At 70.4% G+C, this 22,129-nt stretch carries 19 protein-coding genes; 4 read left to right on the forward strand and 15 right to left on the reverse strand.

Annotated elements, in window-relative coordinates:
* Positions 1 to 40 precede the first annotated feature (40 nt).
* The 3 genes from BIU95_RS14020 to BIU95_RS14030 all read right to left on the reverse strand — a co-directional run bounded on the left by BIU95_RS14020 (position 41) and on the right by BIU95_RS14030 (position 4,096).
* Positions 41 to 484 carry a MarR family winged helix-turn-helix transcriptional regulator gene (locus tag BIU95_RS14020; RefSeq protein WP_017888357.1) on the reverse strand — a complete coding sequence of 148 codons (444 nt, stop codon included), beginning with the start codon at positions 482 to 484 and terminating at the stop codon, positions 41 to 43.
* A gap of 233 nt (positions 485 to 717) precedes the next feature.
* Positions 718 to 3,369 (reverse strand): MMPL family transporter, encoded by a 2,652-nt coding sequence (locus tag BIU95_RS14025; RefSeq protein WP_071251950.1) that lies wholly within the window; start codon positions 3,367 to 3,369, stop codon positions 718 to 720.
* An 88-nt stretch (positions 3,370 to 3,457) separates the two neighbouring features.
* Entirely contained in the window at positions 3,458 to 4,096 is a 639-nt protein-coding gene (locus tag BIU95_RS14030; protein WP_017888359.1) for a TetR/AcrR family transcriptional regulator, read from the reverse strand.
* Between the two features lie 161 nt (positions 4,097 to 4,257).
* On the opposite strand from BIU95_RS14030, the gene BIU95_RS14035 reads away from it, so the two are divergent.
* Complete coding sequence (locus tag BIU95_RS14035) at positions 4,258 to 5,739, forward strand: mannitol dehydrogenase family protein (RefSeq protein WP_071251951.1); 1,482 nt, start codon at positions 4,258 to 4,260, stop codon at positions 5,737 to 5,739.
* Positions 5,740 to 5,823: 84 nt separating this feature from the next.
* Here the strand turns inward: BIU95_RS14035 and BIU95_RS14040 are convergent, their stop codons facing one another.
* Entirely contained in the window at positions 5,824 to 6,381 is a 558-nt protein-coding gene (locus BIU95_RS14040) for a GNAT family N-acetyltransferase (RefSeq protein ID WP_071251952.1), read from the reverse strand.
* Between the two features lie 42 nt (positions 6,382 to 6,423).
* Here BIU95_RS14040 and bla point away from each other — a divergent pair, with 42 nt between their 5' ends.
* Complete coding sequence (gene bla / locus BIU95_RS14045; RefSeq protein WP_083389387.1) at positions 6,424 to 7,368, forward strand: class A beta-lactamase; 945 nt, start codon at positions 6,424 to 6,426, stop codon at positions 7,366 to 7,368.
* Positions 7,369 to 7,396: 28 nt separating this feature from the next.
* Here bla and BIU95_RS14050 read toward each other — a convergent pair whose 3' ends face one another.
* The 4 genes from BIU95_RS14050 to BIU95_RS14065 form a co-directional block, all read right to left on the reverse strand.
* The gene (locus BIU95_RS14050; protein ID WP_042540386.1) at positions 7,397 to 8,386 is read right to left on the reverse strand and encodes an alpha/beta hydrolase; all 990 of its coding nucleotides are present in this window, start codon (positions 8,384 to 8,386) and stop codon (positions 7,397 to 7,399) included.
* Positions 8,387 to 8,479: 93 nt separating this feature from the next.
* Complete coding sequence (locus BIU95_RS14055) at positions 8,480 to 10,246, reverse strand: hypothetical protein (protein ID WP_017888364.1); 1,767 nt, start codon at positions 10,244 to 10,246, stop codon at positions 8,480 to 8,482.
* Between the two features lie 123 nt (positions 10,247 to 10,369).
* Entirely contained in the window at positions 10,370 to 10,561 is a 192-nt protein-coding gene (locus BIU95_RS14060) for a hypothetical protein (RefSeq protein WP_071251953.1), read from the reverse strand.
* Positions 10,562 to 10,616: 55 nt separating this feature from the next.
* Positions 10,617 to 11,186 (reverse strand): GNAT family N-acetyltransferase, encoded by a 570-nt coding sequence (locus BIU95_RS14065; protein WP_071252042.1) that lies wholly within the window; start codon positions 11,184 to 11,186, stop codon positions 10,617 to 10,619.
* Positions 11,187 to 11,352: 166 nt separating this feature from the next.
* On the opposite strand from BIU95_RS14065, the gene BIU95_RS14070 reads away from it, so the two are divergent.
* On the forward strand, positions 11,353 to 13,407 hold the full coding sequence (locus tag BIU95_RS14070; RefSeq protein ID WP_235517581.1) for a transglycosylase domain-containing protein: 2,055 nt from the start codon (positions 11,353 to 11,355) through the stop codon (positions 13,405 to 13,407).
* 81 nt (positions 13,408 to 13,488) lie between these two features.
* Here the strand turns inward: BIU95_RS14070 and BIU95_RS14075 are convergent, their stop codons facing one another.
* Genes BIU95_RS14075 through BIU95_RS14090 form a run of 4 tightly spaced genes read right to left on the reverse strand, consistent with a single transcriptional unit; the run spans position 13,489 to position 17,691 of the window.
* The gene (locus BIU95_RS14075; protein WP_017888368.1) at positions 13,489 to 14,508 is read right to left on the reverse strand and encodes an ABC transporter substrate-binding protein; all 1,020 of its coding nucleotides are present in this window, start codon (positions 14,506 to 14,508) and stop codon (positions 13,489 to 13,491) included.
* Positions 14,509 to 14,519: 11 nt separating this feature from the next.
* Complete coding sequence (locus BIU95_RS14080) at positions 14,520 to 15,434, reverse strand: ABC transporter ATP-binding protein (RefSeq protein ID WP_071251954.1); 915 nt, start codon at positions 15,432 to 15,434, stop codon at positions 14,520 to 14,522.
* A complete protein-coding gene (locus BIU95_RS14085) occupies positions 15,431 to 16,537 on the reverse strand; it encodes an iron chelate uptake ABC transporter family permease subunit (RefSeq protein ID WP_071251955.1) in 1,107 nt (368 codons plus the stop codon). The genes BIU95_RS14080 and BIU95_RS14085 overlap by 4 nt, the downstream gene beginning before the upstream one ends.
* A gap of 50 nt (positions 16,538 to 16,587) precedes the next feature.
* Entirely contained in the window at positions 16,588 to 17,691 is a 1,104-nt protein-coding gene (locus BIU95_RS14090) for an iron ABC transporter permease (RefSeq protein ID WP_231564117.1), read from the reverse strand.
* A gap of 28 nt (positions 17,692 to 17,719) precedes the next feature.
* Between BIU95_RS14090 and BIU95_RS14095 the strand changes: the two genes are divergently transcribed.
* A complete protein-coding gene (locus BIU95_RS14095; RefSeq protein ID WP_071251956.1) occupies positions 17,720 to 18,550 on the forward strand; it encodes a siderophore-interacting protein in 831 nt (276 codons plus the stop codon).
* A 144-nt stretch (positions 18,551 to 18,694) separates the two neighbouring features.
* Here BIU95_RS14095 and BIU95_RS14100 read toward each other — a convergent pair whose 3' ends face one another.
* Genes BIU95_RS14100 through BIU95_RS14110 form a run of 3 tightly spaced genes read right to left on the reverse strand, consistent with a single transcriptional unit; the run spans position 18,695 to position 21,980 of the window.
* A complete protein-coding gene (locus BIU95_RS14100) occupies positions 18,695 to 19,606 on the reverse strand; it encodes a carbohydrate ABC transporter permease (RefSeq protein ID WP_017888373.1) in 912 nt (303 codons plus the stop codon).
* Position 19,607: 1 nt separating this feature from the next.
* Positions 19,608 to 20,573, reverse strand: coding sequence for a carbohydrate ABC transporter permease (locus BIU95_RS14105; protein WP_017888374.1), 966 nt, complete (start codon positions 20,571 to 20,573; stop codon positions 19,608 to 19,610).
* Positions 20,574 to 20,627: 54 nt separating this feature from the next.
* Positions 20,628 to 21,980, reverse strand: coding sequence for an extracellular solute-binding protein (locus tag BIU95_RS14110; RefSeq protein WP_042540360.1), 1,353 nt, complete (start codon positions 21,978 to 21,980; stop codon positions 20,628 to 20,630).
* Positions 21,981 to 22,129: the final 149 nt, after the last annotated feature.

Genomic DNA, 22,129 nt, shown 5'->3' on the forward strand with positions numbered 1-22,129 from the left:
TCGTTCGTGCACGAACCATTATGGCACTGATGGTCGCGGATCACACCTGGTCGACGCGTTCCAGCAGCTCGGTCAGTTCGTCCTTCAGGGACTCCAGGCGAGCGAGTGGCCACCCGAGCCGGTCTGCGACGGCCAGCGGCACCGCCTGGGCGCGGTCGCGCAGGGCGTGTCCGGCGGTGGTCAGCGAGACCTCGAGCTGGCGTTCGTCGGCGGCACTGCGCGTGCGGCGGACGTAGCCGGAGGCCTCCAGTCGCTTGAGCAGTGGGCTCAGCGTCGCGGAGTCGAGTCGCAGCTCGCCGGCGATCTCGCGCACCGACCGCGGGTCCCGTTCCCACAGGGCGAGCATCACGAGGTACTGCGGGTGGGTCAGGCCCATGGGTTCGAGCAGGTCGCGGTACAGCCCGATGACGCTGCGGCTCGTCGCCGCCAACGCGAAGCAGAGCTGCCGGTCGAGCGCGAGCGGGTCCGGTGCGGTCTGGGTCATGCGCCCAGGGTACTTCGTTCGTGCACGAAGTGGTCTGAGGCGCGGTGGTGGCGCGTCCATGCAGGGACAGGTATCGACAGAACACCAGTCGATCGACGCGTGTTCTGTCGCGCGTTGCGGACGCATCAGGTGCGGACGCATGCGTCGGGGCGGTGGGCGCAACGGCCTGGAGGTCCGGTGCCGGTCTCGTGGACCGGCACCGGGCCTCCAGGGTGGTTGCGCTGGTGCGTCGACTACGCGCGGTGCGCGGGCGGGTGCCCCGAGTCGTGCGTCGTCGCGTCCGGCTCCACGGGGAGTGCGTGGGTGCCGGTGTGCGTGCCCTCGTGCCCGGCGACCGGGTGGGAGCGCTCGAGCTTCGCGCCCTCCACGTCGACGTCCGGCACGATGCGGTCGAGCCACTTCGGGAACCACCAGGCGCTCTTGCCGAGCAGGTGCATCGCCGACGGGATGAGCAGCATGCGGACGACGAAGGCGTCGATCAGCACACCGAACGCCAGCCCGAAGCCGATCGGCTTGATGGTGGACGAGTCCGAGAAGATGAAGCCCGCGAACACCGAGATCATGATGATCGCCGCTGCCGTGACCACCGCGCGACCCGCGTGCAGACCGCGCTGGACGGCCACCTTCGCGCTCGCGCCGTGGGCGTAGGCCTCACGCATGCCGGACACCAGGAACAGCTGGTAGTCCATCGCCAGACCGAACAGGATGCCGATCTCGATGATGGGCAGGAAGCTCAGGATCGGTGCCGGGTCGTGCACACCGAAGACCGAGCCGAGCCAGCCGAACTGGTAGATCGCGGTCAGACCACCGAACGACGCCAGCACGGACAGGATGAACCCGGCGGTGGCGGTGATCGGCACGAGGAACGACCGGAACACGATGATCAGGATGATCAGCGACAGTCCGACGACCACCACGAGGTAGAGCGGCAGCACGTTCGACAGCTTCTCGGACACGTCGATGTTCGCCGACGCGTTGCCTGCGACGCCGAGCGTGACCTTGCCGTCGTCGGTGGAGACGGTCTGCTCGCGCAGGTCCTTCACGACGTTCTCGGTCGAGACGCTGTCCGGGCCACCCGAGGGCTTCACCTGGAACGCGACGATGTCACGGTCCTTCGACGCACCGATGGGCAGCACGGCCTCGACGTCGTCGTTCTTCGCGATCGCCTGGCCGATGGTGACCTCGGTCGCGGTGACGTCGCTCTTGCCGATCGACTCCGGCAGGGTCGCCACGACGAGCAGCGGGCCGTTCTGGCCGGCGCCGAACTCCTTCTCGAGCGTCTTGTAGGCCTTGTACTGGCTGGAATCGACGGCCTCGGACGATCCGCTCGGCAGGCCGAGGCGCATCTGGGTCGCCGGCAACGCGATGGTGCCGAGCACCGCGACGCCGAGGACGAGCGTGATGACCGCGCGCCAGCTCGACATGGGCTTGTTCGGGATCCGCGTGGAGTCGGTGTTGCCGATCTTCGCGCGCTCCTTCTTCCGCAGGATCCGCATGCCGATCAGCGACAGCAGGGCCGGCGTGAAGGACGTCGCGATGAGGATCGCGAAGAGCACCGCGACCGCACCGACCGTGCCCATCAGGCCGAGGAACGGGATGCCGGTGATGTTCAGGGCGAGCAGCGCGACGATGACGGTCGCACCGGCGAACACCACGGCGTTGCCCGAGGTGCCGTTCGCGAGCCCGATCGACTCGTGCACCTGCATGCCCTGCTTCAGCTGGGTCCGGTGCCGGTTCAGGATGAACAGCGAGTAGTCGATGCCGACCGCCAGGCCCAGCATCACCCCCAGCACCGGCGTGACCGAGATGAACTCGACCACGCTCGAGAACGACAGGGCGGTGAGCGAGGCGACGCCCACGCCCAGGACGGCGCTGACGAGCGGGACCGCGGCGCCGATGACCGTGCGGAGCATCAGGAGCAGCACGATCGCGGCGATGATGACACCACCGATCTCACCCGGTCCGAGGATCGACGGCACACCCTGCGCGATGTCGTTCGAGACGTACACGTTGACGCCCCGGATGTCGGCCGACTCGGCGTCGTCCGCGATGGCGGTCTTGGTGTCGGCGGGGACCTCGTAGGTCGACGTCGTGAACTGGACGGTGCCGATCGCGGCGCTGCCGTTGTCCGACACGAAGCGGATGTCCTTCGACAGGTCGAGCAGGTCCGAGCCCTGTTCGAGCTCCCGCTCGTTGTCGTCGAGCTTCTGCTTGTTCGTGTCGATCTTCTTCTGGGCGTCGGCGATCTGCTGCTCGCCGGCGTCGATCTGGGCCTGCTGGGCGTCGATCTGCGCCTGGGCCTGCTGGAGCTGGGCCGCTGCGGCCTGCGCCTGCGCGGCGGGGACGGCTGCGCCGCCGGCTGCCTGCGCCTTGGCCTTCTGCGCGTCGAGCTGCGCCTGCGCGTCCGCGATCTTCTGCTTGCCGGACTCCAGCTGCGCCTTCTGCGCGTCGAGCTGGTCCTGGCCGGTCTCGATCTTCGCGCGGCCGGACTCGATCTGGTCGCGACCGTCGACGATCTTCTGCCGCTGGTCGTCGAGCCGGTCCTGCGTCGCGAAGCCGCTCGTCGTGCCCTTGACGCCGTCGAGCTTCTCGAGGCTGGTCAGGAAGTCGTCGATCTCGGACTGCTGCGAGGACGAGAACGCCTTGCCGTCCTTCGTCTCGAAGACGATCGTGCCGTTGCCGCCGTTCGCCGACGGGAACTTGTCGGCGAGCTGGTCCTGCACCTGACTGGTCTTGGTGTTCGGGATGGTGATCGACGACGAGATCGTCCCGGCGAAGAGCGTGTAGGTGACGCCCGCGACGGCCATGATCACGACCCAGGTGATGATCACGAGCCAGTGGCGTCGTGCGGAGAACCGTCCGAGACGGTAGAGGAGACCGGCCATGCGGAGTGCCTGCGGTCCTTTCGTTGTCAGGTGCTGGTGGTGCGGGGTGCGCCGGTGGACCCCTGGGGGACGAGGAGGTGGGGTGGTGTCAGTCGTCGGCCATGTAGCCGCTGCGGACGCTGTGCACGAGTCGGGCGAGCAGGTCGTCCCACGCGTCGAGGGCGGGCTGGTCGAGGTCGGGGCCGGACGTCGCCAGCCAGTGCTCCGCGATGACGACGATGCCGCTCATGAGGCCTTCGACGAGCAGCGCTGCGTCGAGGGGGTCGGCGGCCGGGTAGCGCCGGGCGACCTCGTGCCGGAGCCGTTCGGTCACGCGTGAGAACGCCGTCTGGGTCAGGACCGCGGCCTTCGGGTCGTCCTTGCCGGGGTCGCCGAGGATCCGGTACATGCCGGCGATCGCCGGGGCCAGGTCGGCGCCGCGGGCCGCGGACTCGAGCTCGTCGAACATCGACGCCCGGCTGCCGTCGCCCACCGGCGTCCGGGCCATGTCGGCGAGGAACCGGTCGATGATGACGGACAGCTCCTGCTCGCAGACGGCCAACAGGACCTCGTCGAGCGAGGCGAAGTGGTTGAACACGGTGCGCCGGGCGATGTCGGCCCGGGCGGCGAGGTCGTCCACGCTGAAGTCGCGTCCGCCGCGCTCGTCGATCAGGTCGCGGGCGGCCTGCAGGATCGCCGCGCGGTGCTTCGCCTTGAGGGCGGCACGGCGGTCGGTCACGATGGTCACGAGAGGGAACACTAGGTGCATCGATGCACTCGGTGCAATGAGGCTCGGTGCTTCCCCAGGTTCGTCCCCCGGCGTGAACATCTGTGCTGCACCGGTGTTCAGGCGGAGGTGTCCGGTGCCAGACTGGACCGACGAACCACCGTCGTACGAAGGAGTACCCGATGCCCGTCCGCCTGTCCCCGGAGACCCTCGACGAGATCGCCGCGAGCGGTGTCGCCGTCCCCACCTACGACCGCGCCGGGATCACCGCCGGCATCGTCCACTTCGGCGTCGGAGGGTTCCACCGCGCGCACCAGGCGATGGTGATCGACCGGCTCCTGCAGCAGGGCGAGGCCCGCGAGTACGGCATCTGCGGCGTCGGCGTGCTCGAGCAGGACCGCCGGATGGCGACCGCCATGGCCGAGCAGGGCGGCCTGTACACGCTCGTCCTCAAGCACCCGGACGGCACCCGCGAGTCCCGCGTCGTCGGCAGCATCGTCGAGTACCTGCTCGCCGTCGACGACCCCGACGCCGTCGTCGAGAAGATGGCGCACCCGGACACGAAGATCGTCAGCCTGACCATCACCGAGGGCGGCTACAACTTCGACCACGTCACGGGCGAGTTCGTCGCCGACGAGCCGGGTGTCGCCGCCGACCGGCGCGGCGACGGCCCGCCCCGCACGGTCTTCGGCCTGGTGGTCGAGGCTCTGCGCCGCCGACGGGACCGCGGGCTGGAACCCTTCACCGTGATGTCGTGCGACAACATCCAGGGCAACGGGCACGTCGCCCGGTCGATGTTCACCGCCTACGCCCGGCTGCAGGACCCGGCCTTCGCCGACTGGATGGACGAGCACGTGGCGTTCCCGAACTCGATGGTCGACCGCATCACCCCGGTCACGGCCGACGAGGACCGCGCCTGGGTCCGCGACGAGCTCGGCATCGACGACGCCTGGCCCGTCGTCGCCGAACCGTTCTTCCAGTGGGTGCTCGAGGACGACCACCCCGCGGGCCGGCCGCCCTACCAGGACGCCGACGTGCAGATCGTCGAGGACGTCGAGCCGTACGAACTCATGAAGCTCCGGCTCCTCAACGCCAGCCACCAGGGGCTCTGCTACTTCGGGTACCTGTCCGGCTACCGCTACGCGCACGAGGCCACACAGGACCCGGCGATCGCGACCTTCCTGCGCCGCTACATGGACGAAGAGGGCGCACCGACGCTGCACCCGGTGCCCGGCATCGACCTCGATGAGTACGAGTCGACCCTGATCGAGCGCTTCCAGAACCCCGAGGTGCGCGACACCCTCGCCCGGCTCTGCGCCGAGTCGAGCGACCGGATCCCGAAGTGGCTGCTCCCCGTCGTGCGCGAGAACCTGGCCGCCGGTCGGCCCGTCACGCTGTCCGCCGGCATCGTCGCGTCGTGGGCCCGCTACGACGAGGGCACCGACGAGTCCGGCGAGCCCATCGAGATCGTCGACCGGCTCGCCGAGCCCCTGCACCGCATCGCCCTGACCCAGCGCGAGGACCGCCTCGCCTTCATCGCGAACCGCCAGGTCTTCGGCGACCTGGTCGACGACGAACGGTTCGTCGCCGCCTACCGCGACGCCCTGGACGGGCTCATCGCGGACGGCGCGCACGCCACCGTCACGCGCCTGTCGCGGTCCTGAGACGCGACCGACGAACGGACGGGAGGCCCGTGGCGGCGCCGCCACGGGCCTCCCGTCCGCCTGCTGGCGGCTGCCGTCAGACGCTCACCGCGCGACGTCGTCCCACGGCACCGGGGTGGTCTCGCCCGTCTCCCAGTCGCGACGCAGCACGCCGTAACCGACCGACCCGACGGCCGGGCCGCCGTCGACGGGCCACGCCTCGCGGTAGTGGGCCTCCTGCACCCAGCCGGCACGGACGAAGACCCGGCGCATGGCGGTGTTGTCCTCGCGGGTCTGGCCCTCGAAGCGCGTGATCGCCGGCATCGTCGTGAACACGTGGTCGGTCACCGCACGCAGGGCGGGGACCCCGAGGCCGCGGCCCCGGAACCGACCGGCCAGGCGCAGGTCGAACAGGGGGACGGGGTCGGCGAGGTCCTCGAGGCGGACCAGCCCGATGCGTCCGAGGCCGTCGTGGTCGAGCCAGGACGTGTCGTGCTCGTCGTCGCGGTAGGCGCCGGAGTCGACGGCGCTCGCCGCGTCGGCCGCGCTGATGCGCCGTCGGACGTGGAACGGGAACTCCTCGGACGTCAGGAACGCGAGCAGATCCGGGCGGTCGGTGCCGGTGGGGTCCAGGCGGGTGAGCCGGACGGCGGGAGCTGGCATGCCGCTCAGGGTAGTTGCACGGTCGTCGGGCAGGCTCGGGGCGTGCGAGGTGGGACGAAGACGACGACCACAGCCCTGACGGCCCTGGTGCTGGTCGGACTGGTGGGGTGTTCCGGCGAGCCGGGCGGTGCGTCGGCTCCTGCTTCTGCCGCTGCGTCGGCTCCGGGTGCAGCGGCGCCGTCGACCGACCCGGCGACCGACCCCGCAACCGCGCGGGCCTTCGCGTCGCTCGAGCGGCGGTACGACGCTCGGCTCGGTATCACCGCGGTCGACACCGGCAGCGGCCGGACACTCGTGCACCGTGCAGGGGAGCGGTTCGCGTTCGCGTCGACGGTGAAGGTGTTCATCGCGGCGGCGGTCCTCGACGCCTCGTCCGACGCCGACCTGGCGACCGTCGTGCACTACGACCGCGGTGACCTGCTCGAGTACGCGCCCGTGACGAGCGAGCACGTCGACACCGGGATGACGGTCCGGGAGCTCATCGACGCGGCGCTCCGGTCCAGCGACAACACCGCGGCCAACCTGCTCGTGGAGCGGCTCGGCGGCCCGGACGCCGTCGAGCGGTGGCTGCGCGGCATCGGGGACCGGACGACGAGCGTCGACAGGGTCGAACCCGACCTGAACCAGGCGACGCCGGGCGACCGGCGTGACACGACGACGCCGGAGCGGTTCGCGGCCGACCTGCGGGCGGTGCTGCTCGGGGACGTCCTCGACGCTGCCGACCGGCGGGTGCTCCGCGACGCGATGCTCGGCAACACGACCGGGGACGCGACGATCCGTGCCGGGGTGGACCCGTCGTGGCGGGTCGCCGACAAGACCGGCACGGCGTCCTACGGGGTCCGGAACGACATCGCGGTCGTGACGCCGCCGGGACGAGCACCGATCGTGCTGGTGGTGATGACGAGCCGGGCCGATGCCGCCGCGGAACCGTCGGATGCACTGGTCGCCGCGGCGACCCGGGCCGCGGTGGCCGGGCTGACCGGCTGAGCCGCACGCCTCGCGGAGCGTCGCGGGACTACCGGAGTGTGCTCGCCCAGCGCCCGATGGTGTCGTACGCCCGTTCCCGGACGTCCGGCGCGGACAGGACGACGTCGTGCAGGGCCCCCGCGAGTCGGCGGACCGTGACCTCGTCACCGAGGGAGAGCGCACGGTGCGCCACCGTGTCGACGTTCAGGGCGACGTCGGCCCGCGCCATCCCCGGGTCCCACCGCGGCTGGAGCATGCTCTTGTCGCTCAGCATCACCAGGGTCGGGACCGTGATGCCGAGCCCCTTCTCGACCTCTGCCTGACCGTCGAAGACCGCGGCGAGCCACCCGGGGTGCAGGGGGAAGCCGCGCTCCGGCCGCCACTGCTGCTCGTAGGTCCACGACCCCTCGCCCTCGGCCGAGACGGTGCGCGTGTAGAAGCCGGGGTCGACGGCGGGCATCGGCGCGAGCGGGTTCCGGCGCGCGCCGAGCCTGATGACCGGTGCGACGATGGCCCGCCCCACCGCGGTGGCCTGGAACTCGAGCCACGGGCTGTTCAACACCAGGCCGTGCACGAGCTCCGGGTGCCGGGCCGCCCACAGCGACAGGGTCAGACCGCCCGTGGAGTGGCCCATCGGCACGAGCTTGCGGCGGTCCGAGCCGGGGTGCTCGGCCGAGATCGCGTCGAGCGCTGCGGCGATGTCCTCGTCGTACACGGCCAGGTCGTCGACCATGCCCGGGGTCTGGTGCGGACGCAGACTCCGACCGTACTTCCGCAGGTCCAGCGCGTGGAACCGGGCGCCGAGCCGCTCCAGGCGTTCGGCGAGCTCGACCTGGAAGAAGTAGTCCGACCAGCCGTGCACGTAGAGCACATCGACCCCGTGCAGGGGCCCGCGACCGTGCAGCAGCAGGTCCGTCGGGGTGTGCCGTCGGCGGACCAGGGTGGCGACGACGGGGCCCTCGGAGTCGGTGCCGAGCGGCAGTTCGAGCCGCTCGTACGGTGCTCCGAGCACGTCCTCGTGCCACCCCTGGTCCGTCATGCGCCGAGCGTATCCGGCGCCGGTGCGGGTGGTGCTGGTGCGGGGGTGTGCGGCCGTCACCCGGCCAGGACCACCCGCTCCCTCAGACCCCGATCAGTTGTACGACGCGAGTCGGTTCGGTGCGGTGTTGCCGGCCGGTGTGGGAACCGCGCCGCCGACGCCGTTGATGATGCTCGAGATGGTGCCCGTGTCGCCGAGCGAGACGGTGACGAGCCCGTGGGCGCGGACGCCAGCGGTCTGCGGGACCTCGAACGCCCGGTCGGCGTGCACGGACGGGTTCGTGTTGAAGAAGGCGTAGACGCCGCCGCCCCAGATCTCGTGCTTCGTGACCGAGGACGCCACCTTGTAGGCCGCGTAGCCCGCGCCGGTCGGGCTCTGCCAGGAGGCGTTGTCCGGCACGTCGTACGGCATCTCGTTCTGGAAGAAGATCGTCCTGCCGTTCTCACCGTTCCAGAGCACTTCGTACTTCTGGTAGTGCTCGACGAAGAGCCCGGTGGCGAGCACGTCGTTGCCGTTCACCTCGACCCCGGTCGCGCCGGTGTTGACGTTCCAGCCCGTCGGTGCCCCGCCGTGGTCGGCTCGCCAGGCCCAGATGTGGTCGACCAGTGTGTCGTCGGCGTTCACCTGCAGGGTGGTCGTCGCCTTGCCCTGCACGCTCGAACCGACGCGGAAGAAGACGTCCTGGATGCTCTGCGGATCTCCCGCGTGGTCGACGTGCGACCCAGCGCTGCCGAGGCGGACGAGCTGTGCGCTGTTCTGCGCACCGGCGTCGACGACGAGGTTCGACACGTTCACCCCGGCGACGTCCGTCGACGTCAGAACGGCGTTGCCCCTGGTGGGGACGAGGGTGGGGAAGCCGATTCCCGTCACGACGGTGTCCGCCCTGGTGACGGCGATCGGCGAGTCGAGCTCGTACGTGCCCGGCGTGAAGAACAGGTTCAGTCCCTGTGCGAGTGCGGCGTTGATCGTGGCGGCCGAGTCGCCCGGGTGCGCGACGTAGAAGTTCCGCATCGGGAGGTCGGTGCCGGCGGTGTTCGGCCACGTGACACCGCTCGCGTTCTGCTTGAGCGAGGGGACGAACACGTGGTACTTGTTGGACGAATCCACGTACAGGTACGGCTTCTCCCGTGTGGTCGGCGTGGTGGCGAGCGTCGTGTAGCTCTTCGAGAAGTCGTTCGCCGGGGCGCCCTGGACCCCTGAGAAGGTCATGTTCCAGTTGCCGCCCTGCCACGACCCGATCGTCGAGTTCCGCGTGTACCACTGCTGCTGGGACCCCGAGGTCACCGTGCCGTCCACCTTCGTGTCGGCGATGTAGCCGCCGGACGAGTACCCCTGTCCACCATCCTGGTTCGACGGACCCATCGTCAGGTTGCCCTTCACGTGGACCCGGCGCATCGGGGCGGCCTGGGACACCGCCCACCGGTCGGTTCCGCTCTCGGGCGCGATCGCCACGTTCTCGACCGACCGCCAGAAGTTCTGTGTCGCGTTCTTCTCGTCGCCGGCGTTCCACCCGGAGTCGACGTTCACCGCGCCGTTGATCGTGACGTCGTCGGGGTTCTTGCCGAGCCCGGCGACCGACGTGTAGAAGCCGAGGTTCGCCCAGATGCGGCCGTAGCTGCCGGGCTTGAACAGGAAGACGTGCCGCTGCGTGCCGAACTGCGCCGTCGTGCTCCGGAGCTGGCTGGTGAACGCCGCGTCGACGTCGGCCTGGATGGTCGACGCCGGCACCGTGGGGTCGTAGACCTTCACGTTGCTGCCGAAGTCCGGGGTGTCGCTCGTGGCGACTGCCTGGGCCGAGATCGCCGGAGCCAGTGCCCCCACGACTCCGACGCTCAGGGCGAGCGCGAGGATCCGCTTCATCCGTCGTTGCATGATGCTCGATTCGTCATCGTGCGGCGTCGTTGCCGCACGGGACAGACCGTAGACCCGTTGCCGCGCTCGGACAGTCGGGAGAAAAGGGGACAAGTGCCCCGGCGGCGGGGACTAGCTGCGTGGCGCCCGGACGAAGAACAGCGTGATGGCGCCGAGGACGACCGCGGCGATGATGAGCGCCCAGGCGAGCACGATGACCGGCCCGTCCCAGGGGGAGACGAGCAGTCCGACCCCGATCACCAGGGCCACGGCGGCGCCGATCAGGGCGAGGCGGTGCGGTCGTACCGGAGCGGTGCGTGTCACGGCACCCAGGGTACGCGTGCGCGGCCGGTGGTGCGGAGCGAGCAGGGACGATCGGTCACACGGTGGCGCGCATCACCCACCGCCACTTCGCGATGCGGCGGTCGCGCACGAACCCGAACTGCGTGAACAGTTCTTCCGGTCCGGTGTGCAGGTACGCCCCGCGCTGCGGTTTCCGCTCGACCGTCTGCTCCGGGTAGGCCTCGACCGTCCCGCCGCCCGCCCGGCGGATCTCGTCCAGGGCCGTGGTGACCGCGGCACGTGCGACACCGTGGCCGCGGTGCCGGGACTCCACGAACACGCAGCCGATCCGCCAGTCCGGCGGGGTCGAGGCGTCGCGTGCGTAGGCGCCGGGGTTCAGGATCGTCGGCAGCTCGGCCGGGCGTCCGAACTGGCACCAGCCGACCGCCGAGCCGTCGGCGTAGACGAGCACCTGGTGGTTCGTGCCGTTGCGCACGTGCCGGTGCTTCGCCTCCTGGTGGGACACCGTGGGGTCCGGTGTGCCGCGCGGGCCGTCCGGGTGGAAGCCGATGCACCAGCACCCGCCCCACACGCCATTGCTGCGGGTCACGAGCGCGGCGAAGTCGGGCCACGTCTCCTCGGTGAGCATCGCCGTCGAGTACTCCATGCGCCGATCATGCTCCGCACGGGCGGCGAGCGCCGAGCGGCGACCGACCCCGGCACTTTCCCAGCGGACACGACGGTGTTCCGCGGGGAAGTCCCGGCGGCCACCCGAGCAGGACTGCGAGCCTCTCGGGACCGCGCCGACGGTGGCGCGGACGAGGGGGAACGACATGACGATGCGACGTGCAGGGGGAGCCGCGCTCGGCTTCGTGGGTGGCAGCGTGCTCGCCGGGTTGCTGGTGAGCGTCGGGGTGACGCCGGTGATCGCGGTCGCCGGCGTCGGCACGACCTCGGCGATCGGGGTGTTCGAGTCGTTGCCGGAGGACATCGAGATCGGGCAGCTCCCGCAGCGCAACCAGATCTGGGCGTACCGCGGCGGCGAGCCGGTGCACCTGGCGAACGTGTGGGACCAGGACCGCCAGGAGCTCACGCTCGAGCAGATCAGCGACCACCTGGAGCACGCCGCGGTGGACGGCGAGGACAAGCGGTTCTACGAGACCGGCGGCGTCGACGCGACGTCCGTTGTCCGGTCGCTCGTGAGCGTCGCCACGTCCGGGACCGAGGGCGGGTCGGGTGGTTCGACCCTGACGATGCAGCTCGTGCGGAACATCAAGATCCAGCAGGCCAGCGAACTGCCCACGGCCGAGGAGCGCGAGGCCGGGTACGAGGAGGCGACCCGGCGGACGCCGCAGCGCAAGCTCGCCGAGATGAAGCTCGCGATCAGCCTGGCGAAGCAGTACACGAAGCGGCAGATCCTGGCGGCGTACCTGAACATCGCCTACTTCGGCGACCAGACCTACGGCGTGCAGTCGGCGGCGCAGCACTACTACGGCAAGTCGGCGAGCGACCTGACCCCGGCCGAGGCGGCGTCGCTCATCGCGATCGTGCAGTGGCCGGAACGACGGGACCTGTCGACGCCGGACCACCACCGCGACAACGCCGCCCGGCGGAACGTGATCCTGCGGTCGATGCACGAGCAGGGGCACCTGTCGGCCGAGGAGTACCGCACGGCTCGGCTGTCCCGTGTCGCCGATTCCGTGCACCTGACGGCACCGCACCAGGGGTGCGAGGCGGTCGAGGTGGGCGCCGCGTTCTTCTGTGACCACGCGGAGACCATCGCTCAGCGGCTCCCGCAGCTCGGCGCGACGAAGCAGCAGCGGGCGGACGCCTGGCGCACCGGCGGGTACCGGATCCAGACCACGCTCGACCTCGACCTGAACGCGGCGCAGAAGCAGCTGCTCGACCGGTATGACCCGAAGACCGAGACCCGGCTGGCACTCGGGGCCACGTTCAACACGGTCGAGGCAGGGACGGGCCGCGTGCTGACGATGGCACAGAACACCGACCACGACCGCTCGTCCGACGCGCCCCGCACCGCGACCTCGCTGAACTACGCCACCGACGAGGCGGACGGCAGCTCCACCGGCTTCCAGACCGGGTCGACCTACAAGATGTTCACCCTGCTCGCGTGGATCGAGGCCGGCCGCAGCCCGGACACCGTCGTGGACGGCACGCCGCACCCGCACAGCGAGTGGACCGCGTGCGGGGAACCCGCCTCGGCGTTCTGGCAGCCGAAGAACGACTCAGCCGGGCAGCGTGGTCCGTACTCGGTCCGGTCGGCGACGGCGCAGTCCGTCAACGCCGCGTACCAGTCGATGGCCGAGCAGCTCGACCTGTGCGACATCCGCGACGTGGCCGAGCGGCTGGGCGTGCACCTGGCGAGCGGCGGCGAACTGCCGTGGAACCCGGGGTCGTTGCTCGGCACCGAGAGCATCGCCCCGCTCACGATGGCCTCGGCCTACGCCGGCATCGCGAACGGCGGGCGGTTCTGCGCACCCGTGGTGATCGACCAGGTCGTCGCGCCCGACGGTGAGGAGCTCGGCGGACAGCCCCGCTCGTGCACGCAGGCGGTGTCCCGGCAGACCGCGGCCACCGCGTTCGACGTCATGCAGGGCGCCTTCCGCGGCGGGACGGCGAGCGGTGGGCAGACCCCCGACGGCGCGACACTGTTCGGCAAGACCGGCACCACGGACGCGGCCGACCAGGTGTGGTTGGTGGGCGGGACCTCGCGTGCCGTCACCGTCTACTGGCAGGGCAACACGGACGGCGCGAAGCACAACCTGCGGTCGTTCTCCAACGGCCAGGGCGGTACCTACGCCGGGTCGCGTGCGGCCGTCTGGCGCGACGCGCAGACGGCGGTGAACGCGGCGCTGCCGGTCGGCTGACGGCCCGGAACGCAGCCACGAACGGCCTGGAGGCGCGGTGCCAGCTGGCACCGCGCCTCCAGGCCGGTTCTCGGTTGCGTCCTACGACAGCTTCTTGCTGTCCTCGAGCCAGCCCGCGAGCTTGGTCATGTAGTCGGCCTGCGACGTGTAGTCGAGGGCCGGGAACGTCCAGCTGTGGACCTGGCCGGCCTTGAGCGCGGCGTTGTCGGCGAAGGTCGGCTGCTTCTCGAGGTCGGCGACCTGGTAGCCCTGCTGCGACAGCAGCAGCACGTCACCGGTGATCTGACCGGCGTTCTCCCACGAGTAGATGCCCCAGTAGAAGCCCTTCGGCTTCGGGTTGACGAAGTCGACCCCGTACGACGCGTACATCTGCAGCGACGGCTCGTCGGTCGGGCGGGTGACGTACGCGCCGTCACCGTCGGCGTACATCGAGACGACCGACAGGTCCGTGTCCTTCGAGACCTTCTCGAGCTCGTCGGCGGCGGTGTCGAAGCGCTTCTCGGCGGCGTCGACCGTCGACTCCTTCGCGCCGAGCGACTCGGAGAGCTTCGCGATCTCCTCGATGACGTCCTCGCCCTTGCCGCCCCACTTCACCTCGGCGACCGGCGCGATCGCCTTGATCTGCTTCTCCTGCGCCTTGTCCTTGAAGCCGTAGCCGGGCTGCGTGGTGTCGAGCGTGCCCTTCGCGTCGGTCGGGTAGACCGAGGTCACGACGAGGTCGGGCTTCAGCGCGGCGAGCTGCTCCAGGTCGATGTCGCCGTAGGCGGTGCCGAGCTGGGTGATGCCGTCGGTGTCGAGGCCCTTGAACCGGGCGTCCTTCGCCATCGTCAGCTGCCCGAAGGTGCCGACGGGCTTCAGGCCGTACTCGATGAACGACAGGGCGATGTCGTTCAGCACGACGACGCGCTTCGGCGTGTGGTCGACCTTGACGGTCGCGCCGGTGGCGTCCTGGTACGACCACGCCTTCGACGCGGCGGTGCCGCCGTCGGAGTCGGAGTCGTTCGAGTTGCCGGTGCTCGAGCAGCCGGTCAGGAGGAGTGCCGAGACGGTCACGGAGGTCAGGAGGGCGGCGCGCAGGTGGCCACGTCGGGAGGTCTTCACATTAGGAGAGGCTAACCTAACTTTGCGGCACTCGCCAGCACGTCTTCGGTTTTCGTGCGTGTGACGGTGTGCTCGGTTCCGGCGCTCGGGATCGGGTCGTGCTCGTCCGCTTCGGGCACGATCATCGGCGCACCGGTCACGGGGTCGGGGAACACCCGGGCGTGCAGGCCGAACGCGTGCTCGAGCAGTGCCGGGGTGAGGACCTCGTGCGGTGTGCCGTCGGCCACGACCCCGCCGTCGTGCAGCACCACGAGCCGGTCCGAGTACCGCGCCGCCAGCGACAGGTCGTGCAGCACCATCACGATCGTCGACCCCTGCTCGCGGTTCAGCCGTCGGACGAGCCGCAGGACCTCGAGCTGGTGCGCGAGGTCGAGGTAGGTCGTCGGCTCGTCGAGCAGGAGCGTCTCGGCCTGCTGCGCGACGACCATGGCGATCCAGGCGCGCTGGCGCTGTCCGCCGGACAGGCTCGTGACGTCGCGGTGCGCGACCTCGGTCAGGCCGGTGGCGGCGATCGCGTCCTCGGCGACGGCGGCGTCCTCGGCGGTCCACGGCTTCGCCCACGACTGGTGCGGGTTCCGGCCGCGCATCACCAGGTCGAGCACGCTGGTGCCGGCCGGGGCGACGGGGGACTGCGGCAGGATCGCGAGCTTGCGGGCGACCTGTCGGTTCGGCTCCTTGCGGATCGGGGCGCCGTCGAGCAGGACCTCGCCGGCCTGCGGCTTGAGCACGCGGCCGAACGCCTTGAGCAGGGTCGACTTGCCGCAGCCGTTCGCGCCGAGGAACGTCGTGACGGTGCCGCGCTCGATGTGCAGGTGCAGGTCGCGCAGGACCGGCTGGCGGTCGTAGCCGACGGACAGGCCCTGGGCTTCGAGCACGCTGTCGTGCTCGTGCTCGTGCTGGTGGTCGCGGTCGTGCGCTGTTGTCATCGGGACATCTCCTTGCGGTGACGGACGAGGAGCCAGATCAGGTACGGCGCCCCGATCACGGTGGTGATGATGCCGACCGGCACCTGCCACGGGAACGCGGAACGGGACAGCAGGTCGGCGGCGAGCACGAGCACGGCTCCCAGCGCACCGGCGAGCAGCAGCGGCGGCCGGTTCGTGCCGGCGAGCCGGAGCCCGACCTGCGGCACGACGAACGCGACGAAGCCCACCGGTCCCGCGGCGGCCACGGCGGCGGCGGTCAGCACGACCGCGAGCGCGATGACGAGCAGCCGGTGCCGCTGGACGCCGAGTCCGACGCCGGTCGCGACCTCGTCGCCGAGCTGCCCGATGCCGAGTGCCGCACTCGTCGCGAGTGCGATCGGCACCGCGACCACGGCCACCAGGAGCAGCGGCCAGACGCTCTCCCACGAGGTGCTCGACAGGCTGCCGACCAGCCACTGCGAGGCCGCGGTCGCGACCGTGATCTTCGCCCGGACGAGCAGGTAGCTGGTCACGGCGTCGAGGGTCGCGCTCACGCCGATGCCGACCAGCACGAGCCGGTAGCTCTGCACGCCACCGCGCCAACCCAGGCCGTAGACCAGGACCGCTGCGACCAGGGCGCCGATCGTGGCGGCCACCGGGATCCCGCCACCGAGCACCAGGGACGACACCGAGTACGTCCCGCCGCCCAGGACGATCGCGGCGACCGCACCGACGCTCGCGCCCGCGGTGACGCCGATGATGTCCGGGGTGCCGAGGGGGTTCCGCGTGAAGGTCTGGGTCAGTGCCCCGGCGACCCCGAGGGTCAGGCCGACGAGTGCGCCGGTCAGCACGCGGGGCAGGCGCAGGGTGGTGATGATGAAGGCGTCGGGACCGGTCTCCAGCCCGAGCAGCGACCGGATGACGATCCCGGGCGCGATCCACGTCGAGCCGACCGCGGTGCCGAGGACGATGAGCACCAGGACGGTGGCGAGCGACGCGACGGTGTACCAGAACACCCGGGGGCGCCAGGCGAGGCCGACGGGGCCGATGCGGATGCCGCCACGGCCGGGGGTGCGGGCCGCGGGGCCGTTCGTGCCCGGCGCACCGGGTGTACTGCCGGGCATGCCGGTTGTGCTGCCGGGCGTCCTCCCGCTGCTGCGCACCGCTGCCCCGCTCACAGCGACACCAGCGATCGGCGGCGGGCCACGGCGACGAACACCGGACCCCCGATGACGGCGAGCACGATGCCGACCTCGACCTCGGAGAACCCGCCGATCAGGCGACCGATGACGTCGGCGACCAGCACGAGGGCGGCGCCGACCAGACCGGACACCGGCAGCGTCCAGCGGTGTCCGGTGCCGACGAGCGCGCGGGCGACGTGCGGGACCGTCAGGCCGACGAAGCCGATCGGGCCGGCCGCCGCGGTCGCCCCGGCGGCGAGCAGCGTGATCCCGCCCAGGCCGACCAGCCGGGCGACGAGCACGTTCTCGCCCAGGCCCTTCGCCAGCTCCGACCCGAGCCCGAGGGCGTCGAGGGCGCGGACGTTCAGCACCGCGAGCACGAGTCCGGCGGCCAGGAACGGCCACACCGCCCCGAGGATGTCGAGCTGGCGTGCGGCGAGCGACCCGACGACCCAGAGCCGGTACGCGTCGAGCGACGCCTGGTCGGTCAGCACGACGAACGAGGTCAGGGCGGCGAGCAGCGCCGAGACCGCGGCGCCGGCGAGGGCGAGCGGCACCGGGCTGGCCGTGCCGCTGCCGGCGATCGTCACCGAGAAGACGACGACGCTGGCGACCAGGGCCCCGACCAGTGCGAACCAGACGGTCGCGCTCGTGCTCGTCACCCCGAACACGTAGACGCCGAGCACCACCGCGAGCCCCGCGCCCGACGAGACGCCGAACAGACCGGGGTCGGCGAGAGGGTTGCGGGTGTGTCCCTGCATGAGCAGTCCGGCGATGCCGAGGGCCGCGCCGACCGCTGCGCCGATGAGCGTGCGCGGGATGCGGGAGCCCCACACGATCGCCTCGTCGGTGCTCGATCCGGTGCGCGTGAGCCCCGCCCACACCTCGGCGACGCCGATGCGGTTGCTGCCGAGCAGCATGCTCGCCACGGCGACGAGGACCAGGGCGACGACGAGGCCGATGATGACCGCGGTCCGTCGTCGCATCGCGGTCCGGTGCACACCGAGGGCACGGGACGCGTCGCCGTCCCGGGCGCTGGACACGACGGGTTCGGGGGCCTCCGGACCGGAAGCCAGAACGGGATTGGGGGCTGGCACGGAAGTCATCTTAGGTTAGCCTTGCCTCATGGCGAAGACCCCGCGGCTCCTGCCGACGAACCCCCGGCTCTTCCGCGCCCGTGTCCTCCGGACCCAGCGGGTGACCCCCTCGATGCAGCGTGTCACCGTCACCGGCGACGACCTGCACGAGTTCGGCTACCTCGGTTTCGACCACTGGTTCCGCCTGTTCGTCCGGCGCCCCGACCAGGACGCCTTCCGGATGCCCGACCTGGACGGCAAGAAGTGGTGGCCCACGTTCCTCGGCATCCCCGAGGACATCCGCCCGCACTGCGCGAACTACACCGTCGCCGCGTACCGGCTGCTCGCCGACGGCACCGCCGAGCTCGACATCGACTTCGTCGTGCACCTGGACCACCGCGGTCAGCTCGAGGGCCGTGCCGCGATCTGGGCCTGCTCCGCCCGCCCCGGCGAAGAGCTCGCGATGCTCGACCAGGGCTGCATCTTCGACGTCCCGGCCGGCACCAGCGAGGTCATCGTCGCGGCGGAGGAGACCGGCCTGCCCGGCATCGTCGGCATCGCCGCGTCGTTGCCGCGCGACACCGTCGGCCGCATCATCCAAGAGGTCCCGACCGCCGCCGACATCCGCGACCTCGACGCCCCCACCGGCCTGCAGGTGACGTGGATCGTCCGGCAGCCGGGCGCGGTCCCCGGCAGCGGCGCCCTCGCGGAGCTGCAGCGGCACGTGCCGTCCGACGACAGGGGCTACGCGTTCGTCGTGGGGGAGTCGAAGCTCGCCACCGAGGGCCGCCGCCACCTGCACCGTGCCGGTCTGCCGAAGTCGCGCATCACGTTCTCCGGGTTCTGGAAGCACGAGACGAAGGTCTCTGTCCCCGCCTGACCCGTGCGCTGCCTGGCAGGTGTGCCCGGTCCCGCCAGGTACGCCCGCTCTCGCCAGGCACGCCGCGCCCGAGGCGCGACCAACGGACGGACGGGAGGCCCGGTGCCAGCTGGCACCGGGCCTCCCGTCCGTGGTGGGGCCGCGTCAGCCCTTGAGGCCCGAGCCCGTCACGCCCTCCACGATCTGCCGCTGGAAGATCAGGTAGAGGATGATCAGCGGCAACGCCGCCAGGAGTGCACCAGCCTGGATGTCGGCGTAGCGCTGCCCGAAGCTGCCCTGGACCGTGGCGAGCCCGACCGGGATCGTCATGAGGTCCGGGTTGGACAGCACGAACAGCGGCAGCAGCAGGTTGTTCCACACCCCGACGAAGGTCAGGATCGTCACCGCTGCGATCACCGGACGCGACAGCGGCAGGATGACCGACCAGTAGACCTTCCAGATGCCGGCGCCGTCGATGCGCGCAGCCTCTTCGAGCTCCTTCGGGATGCCGTCGAAGAACTGCTTGAAGATGAACACCGCGATCACGGCGGGCACCTGCGGGAAGATCACCGACCAGTACGTGTTGAGCAGGCCGACCGCGTTGAGCTCCTGGAAGATCGGGATGATCAGGACCTGGGTCGGGATCATGATGCCCAGGATGATGAGCAGGAACGCGATGTTCCGGCCGCGGAACACCAGCCGCGACAGCGCGAACGCCGCCATCGAGGCGAACAGCACGGTGAGCACCGCGGTCACGACGCTCGTGATGCCGCTGGCCAGGTACCAGTTCCAGATGTCGCCGGCCTGGAACAGTGACGCGTACGAGTGCAGCGTCGGGTTCCAGGTCGACAGGATCGAGTTCGCGCCGAGCGCGGCGACGCCGTTGTCGGACAGCGACGTCTTCAGCGCGAACACACTCGGGATGAGCCAGATGATCGCGAAGATCGTCAGGATGATGCCCGACGCGATCGTGAAGCCGCGCCCGCTGACACCGATCTTGGCGGCGCTCGTGGGAGCGGCGGACGAGACCCCGGTGCGGAGCTTCCGGCCGGTGGTGATGCTCTCGGTGGCGGTCATGTCAGGCACCGATCTCTCGCTTGGCGGCAGCGCGCTCGACGAGCTGCCGGATGACCGCGATCGCCACGATCACGATGAACAGGAGGACCGACGCAGCCGACGCGGCACCGAGCCGGTTGTCGGTGAATCCGACGCCGGTGATGAGCTGCAGCGAGACCTGGGTGGAGATGCCCGGTCCGCCGTTCGTCATCAGGTAGACCTGGTCGAAGATCTTCAGGCTCGCGATGATCTGCAGCAGGATGACGAGGGTCGTCGTGCGGCCGAGCAGGGGGAGCGTGATCGACTTGATCTGCTGCCAGTTCGAGGCACCGTCGACGGCGGCGGCTTCGTACAGTTCGCGCGGGATCTCCTGCAGGCCGGCCAGGTAGAGCACGAAGTTGAAGCCGAGGGTCCACCACACGGTGGCGATGGCGACACCGATCATCGCCGTGTTCGGGCTGGCCAGGACACCGGCGCCCGGAGTCATCCCGAGCAGCGACTGGACGCTCGCGAAGAGACCGGTGCTCGGCGTGAAGATGAACACCCAGATGAGCGAGATCGTCGCCGACGGCAGGATGAACGGCAGGAAGAACGCCAGACGGAAGAACCACTGGCCGCGGTTCATCCGGTTCGTCAGCACGGCGAACACGAACGCCAGGATCACGAGCGGCGGGGTCGTGTACAGCGTGAACTGCAGTGTGTGCCAGAGCGAGGACCAGAAGTCGTCGCGACCGAGCATCTCCGCGTAGTTCGCGAACCCGGCGAAGCTGCCGAGCCCGGTGCGGACCGTCGAGGTGTTGAAGAAGCTCGTGACGATCATCCAGACCGTCGGGCCGAGCAGGAAGGCGATGTAGAACAGGCCGAACGGGGCGAGGAACAGCCAGCCGCTGCGGCCCTGGCCGCGGGTCAGGCTGGAGCGGTACGGGCGGAGTCGTCGCGGCGCGCTCGCCGCGTCCGTCGGGCGGTCGAGGACAGGTGCTGTGGTCACGTCATCGTGCCTTTCGCAGGGTGTTCACGTCGTTCGTGGTGGTCGCAGGCCCGATCACAGCGGGCTCGGCGTGTTGAGGTAGGTCGACAACTGGGACTTGATGGCGCTCATGGCCGCGGCGGGGGAACTGCTGCCCTGCTGTACGAGGGCCAGCTGGGCGCCCACGGTGTTCTCGAACGTGGACCCGGAGCCGCCGTACCAGGCGGCGTCGTCGAACACCGCGGTCTCGGCGGCGGAGGCGTAGTTCGACTGCGGTGTCAGCTTCTTGTAGGCCGAGCTGTCGTACGTCGGCAGGTACGCCGGCACGTGGCCACCCTGTGCCCAGGTCAGGCTCTGCTCGAGCATCTGCTTGATGAACAGCATCGCCGCCTGCTTCTGCTCCGGCGTGCGGTCCTTCTTCGGCAGGATGAACGTGTGCGAGTCGGCCTGGGTCGCCGGCTTGTCGAAGAGCTGCGGGACCGGAGCCATCCCGAACTTCAGCCCCTTGATCGACTGGGCGGTGCTGATCTCCCACTCGCCCTGCATGAAGAAGCCGGCCTTGCCGGTGAACATGAGCGTCTGCGCGGTGGCGTAGTCGAGGCCCTTGTTGAGCCAGCCCTGCTTGACCCACTTCTGGGTCATGTCGGTGACCTTCGTGTAGGCGTCCTCGTTGACGGTGAGCTTGGAGCCGCCGTCGCTGATGAACGGCGTCGCACCCTCGATCTGGTTGTACATCGTCCAGAAGAAGCGCCACGGGGTCGCGACCTCACTGACGTTCGCGACGTTGAGCGCCGTGCCGCCGGTGACCTTCGAGACTGCCGCTAGGGCCTTCTCGAAGGCGTCGATCCCCGTCAGGTCCTTGAGGTTGTCGTCGCTGTCGAGCAGGCCGGCCTTCCGGCACACGTCGACGTTGTAGAACAGCACGAAGGGGTGGGTGTCGAGCGGCACGCAGATGTTCTTGCCGTCGGTCTTCTGCGCCGTCCAGGCCTTCTGGTTGAAGTCGGCGGCGCTCATACCGACGCCGGCGAGGTCCTCGGAGGTGATGGGATCGAGCAGGTCACCGTCCCACAGGGGCTTCGCCCGGGTCAGGTGGGAGATCGCGACGTCCGGCGGCTTGTTCCCGACGGTGGCGAGTGTGACCTTCGAGTAGTACGGGTTGCCCCACGCGAACGTGGTGGCCTGCAGCGCGCTCGATCCGCCGTGCTGCTTGGCGTAGCCGGCTTCCATGTCCTGCATGCGGACGCCGTCACCGCCGCCGAACAGGTTCCAGAAGACGAGGGTCTCGGGGTTGAGGGCACTGCCGGCGAGACCGGCGGCGAGGGGACTGGAGCAGGCGGCGAGCGGCAGGACCGTCGCGGCCGCTGCACCGGCGGCGAGGAAGCCCCGCCGCGAGAGGCGCGACGCAGGTGTTGCGGGTGGGATCGGCATGGCATCACTCCATCGGGATGGGCCGGGCTCGGGAACAGGGTCGGTGCTCCCGCCGGAGCATCGCTGCTCCGGACCCGGAGCACTGCTGCTCCGGACACGGAACGACCTTCCGGTGCTCCGTGAGCGCTCACATTAGCGCTCGCCCCTGT

Source organism: Curtobacterium sp. MCBA15_007, from assembly GCF_001864905.1.
Taxonomy (GTDB): domain Bacteria; phylum Actinomycetota; class Actinomycetes; order Actinomycetales; family Microbacteriaceae; genus Curtobacterium; species Curtobacterium poinsettiae.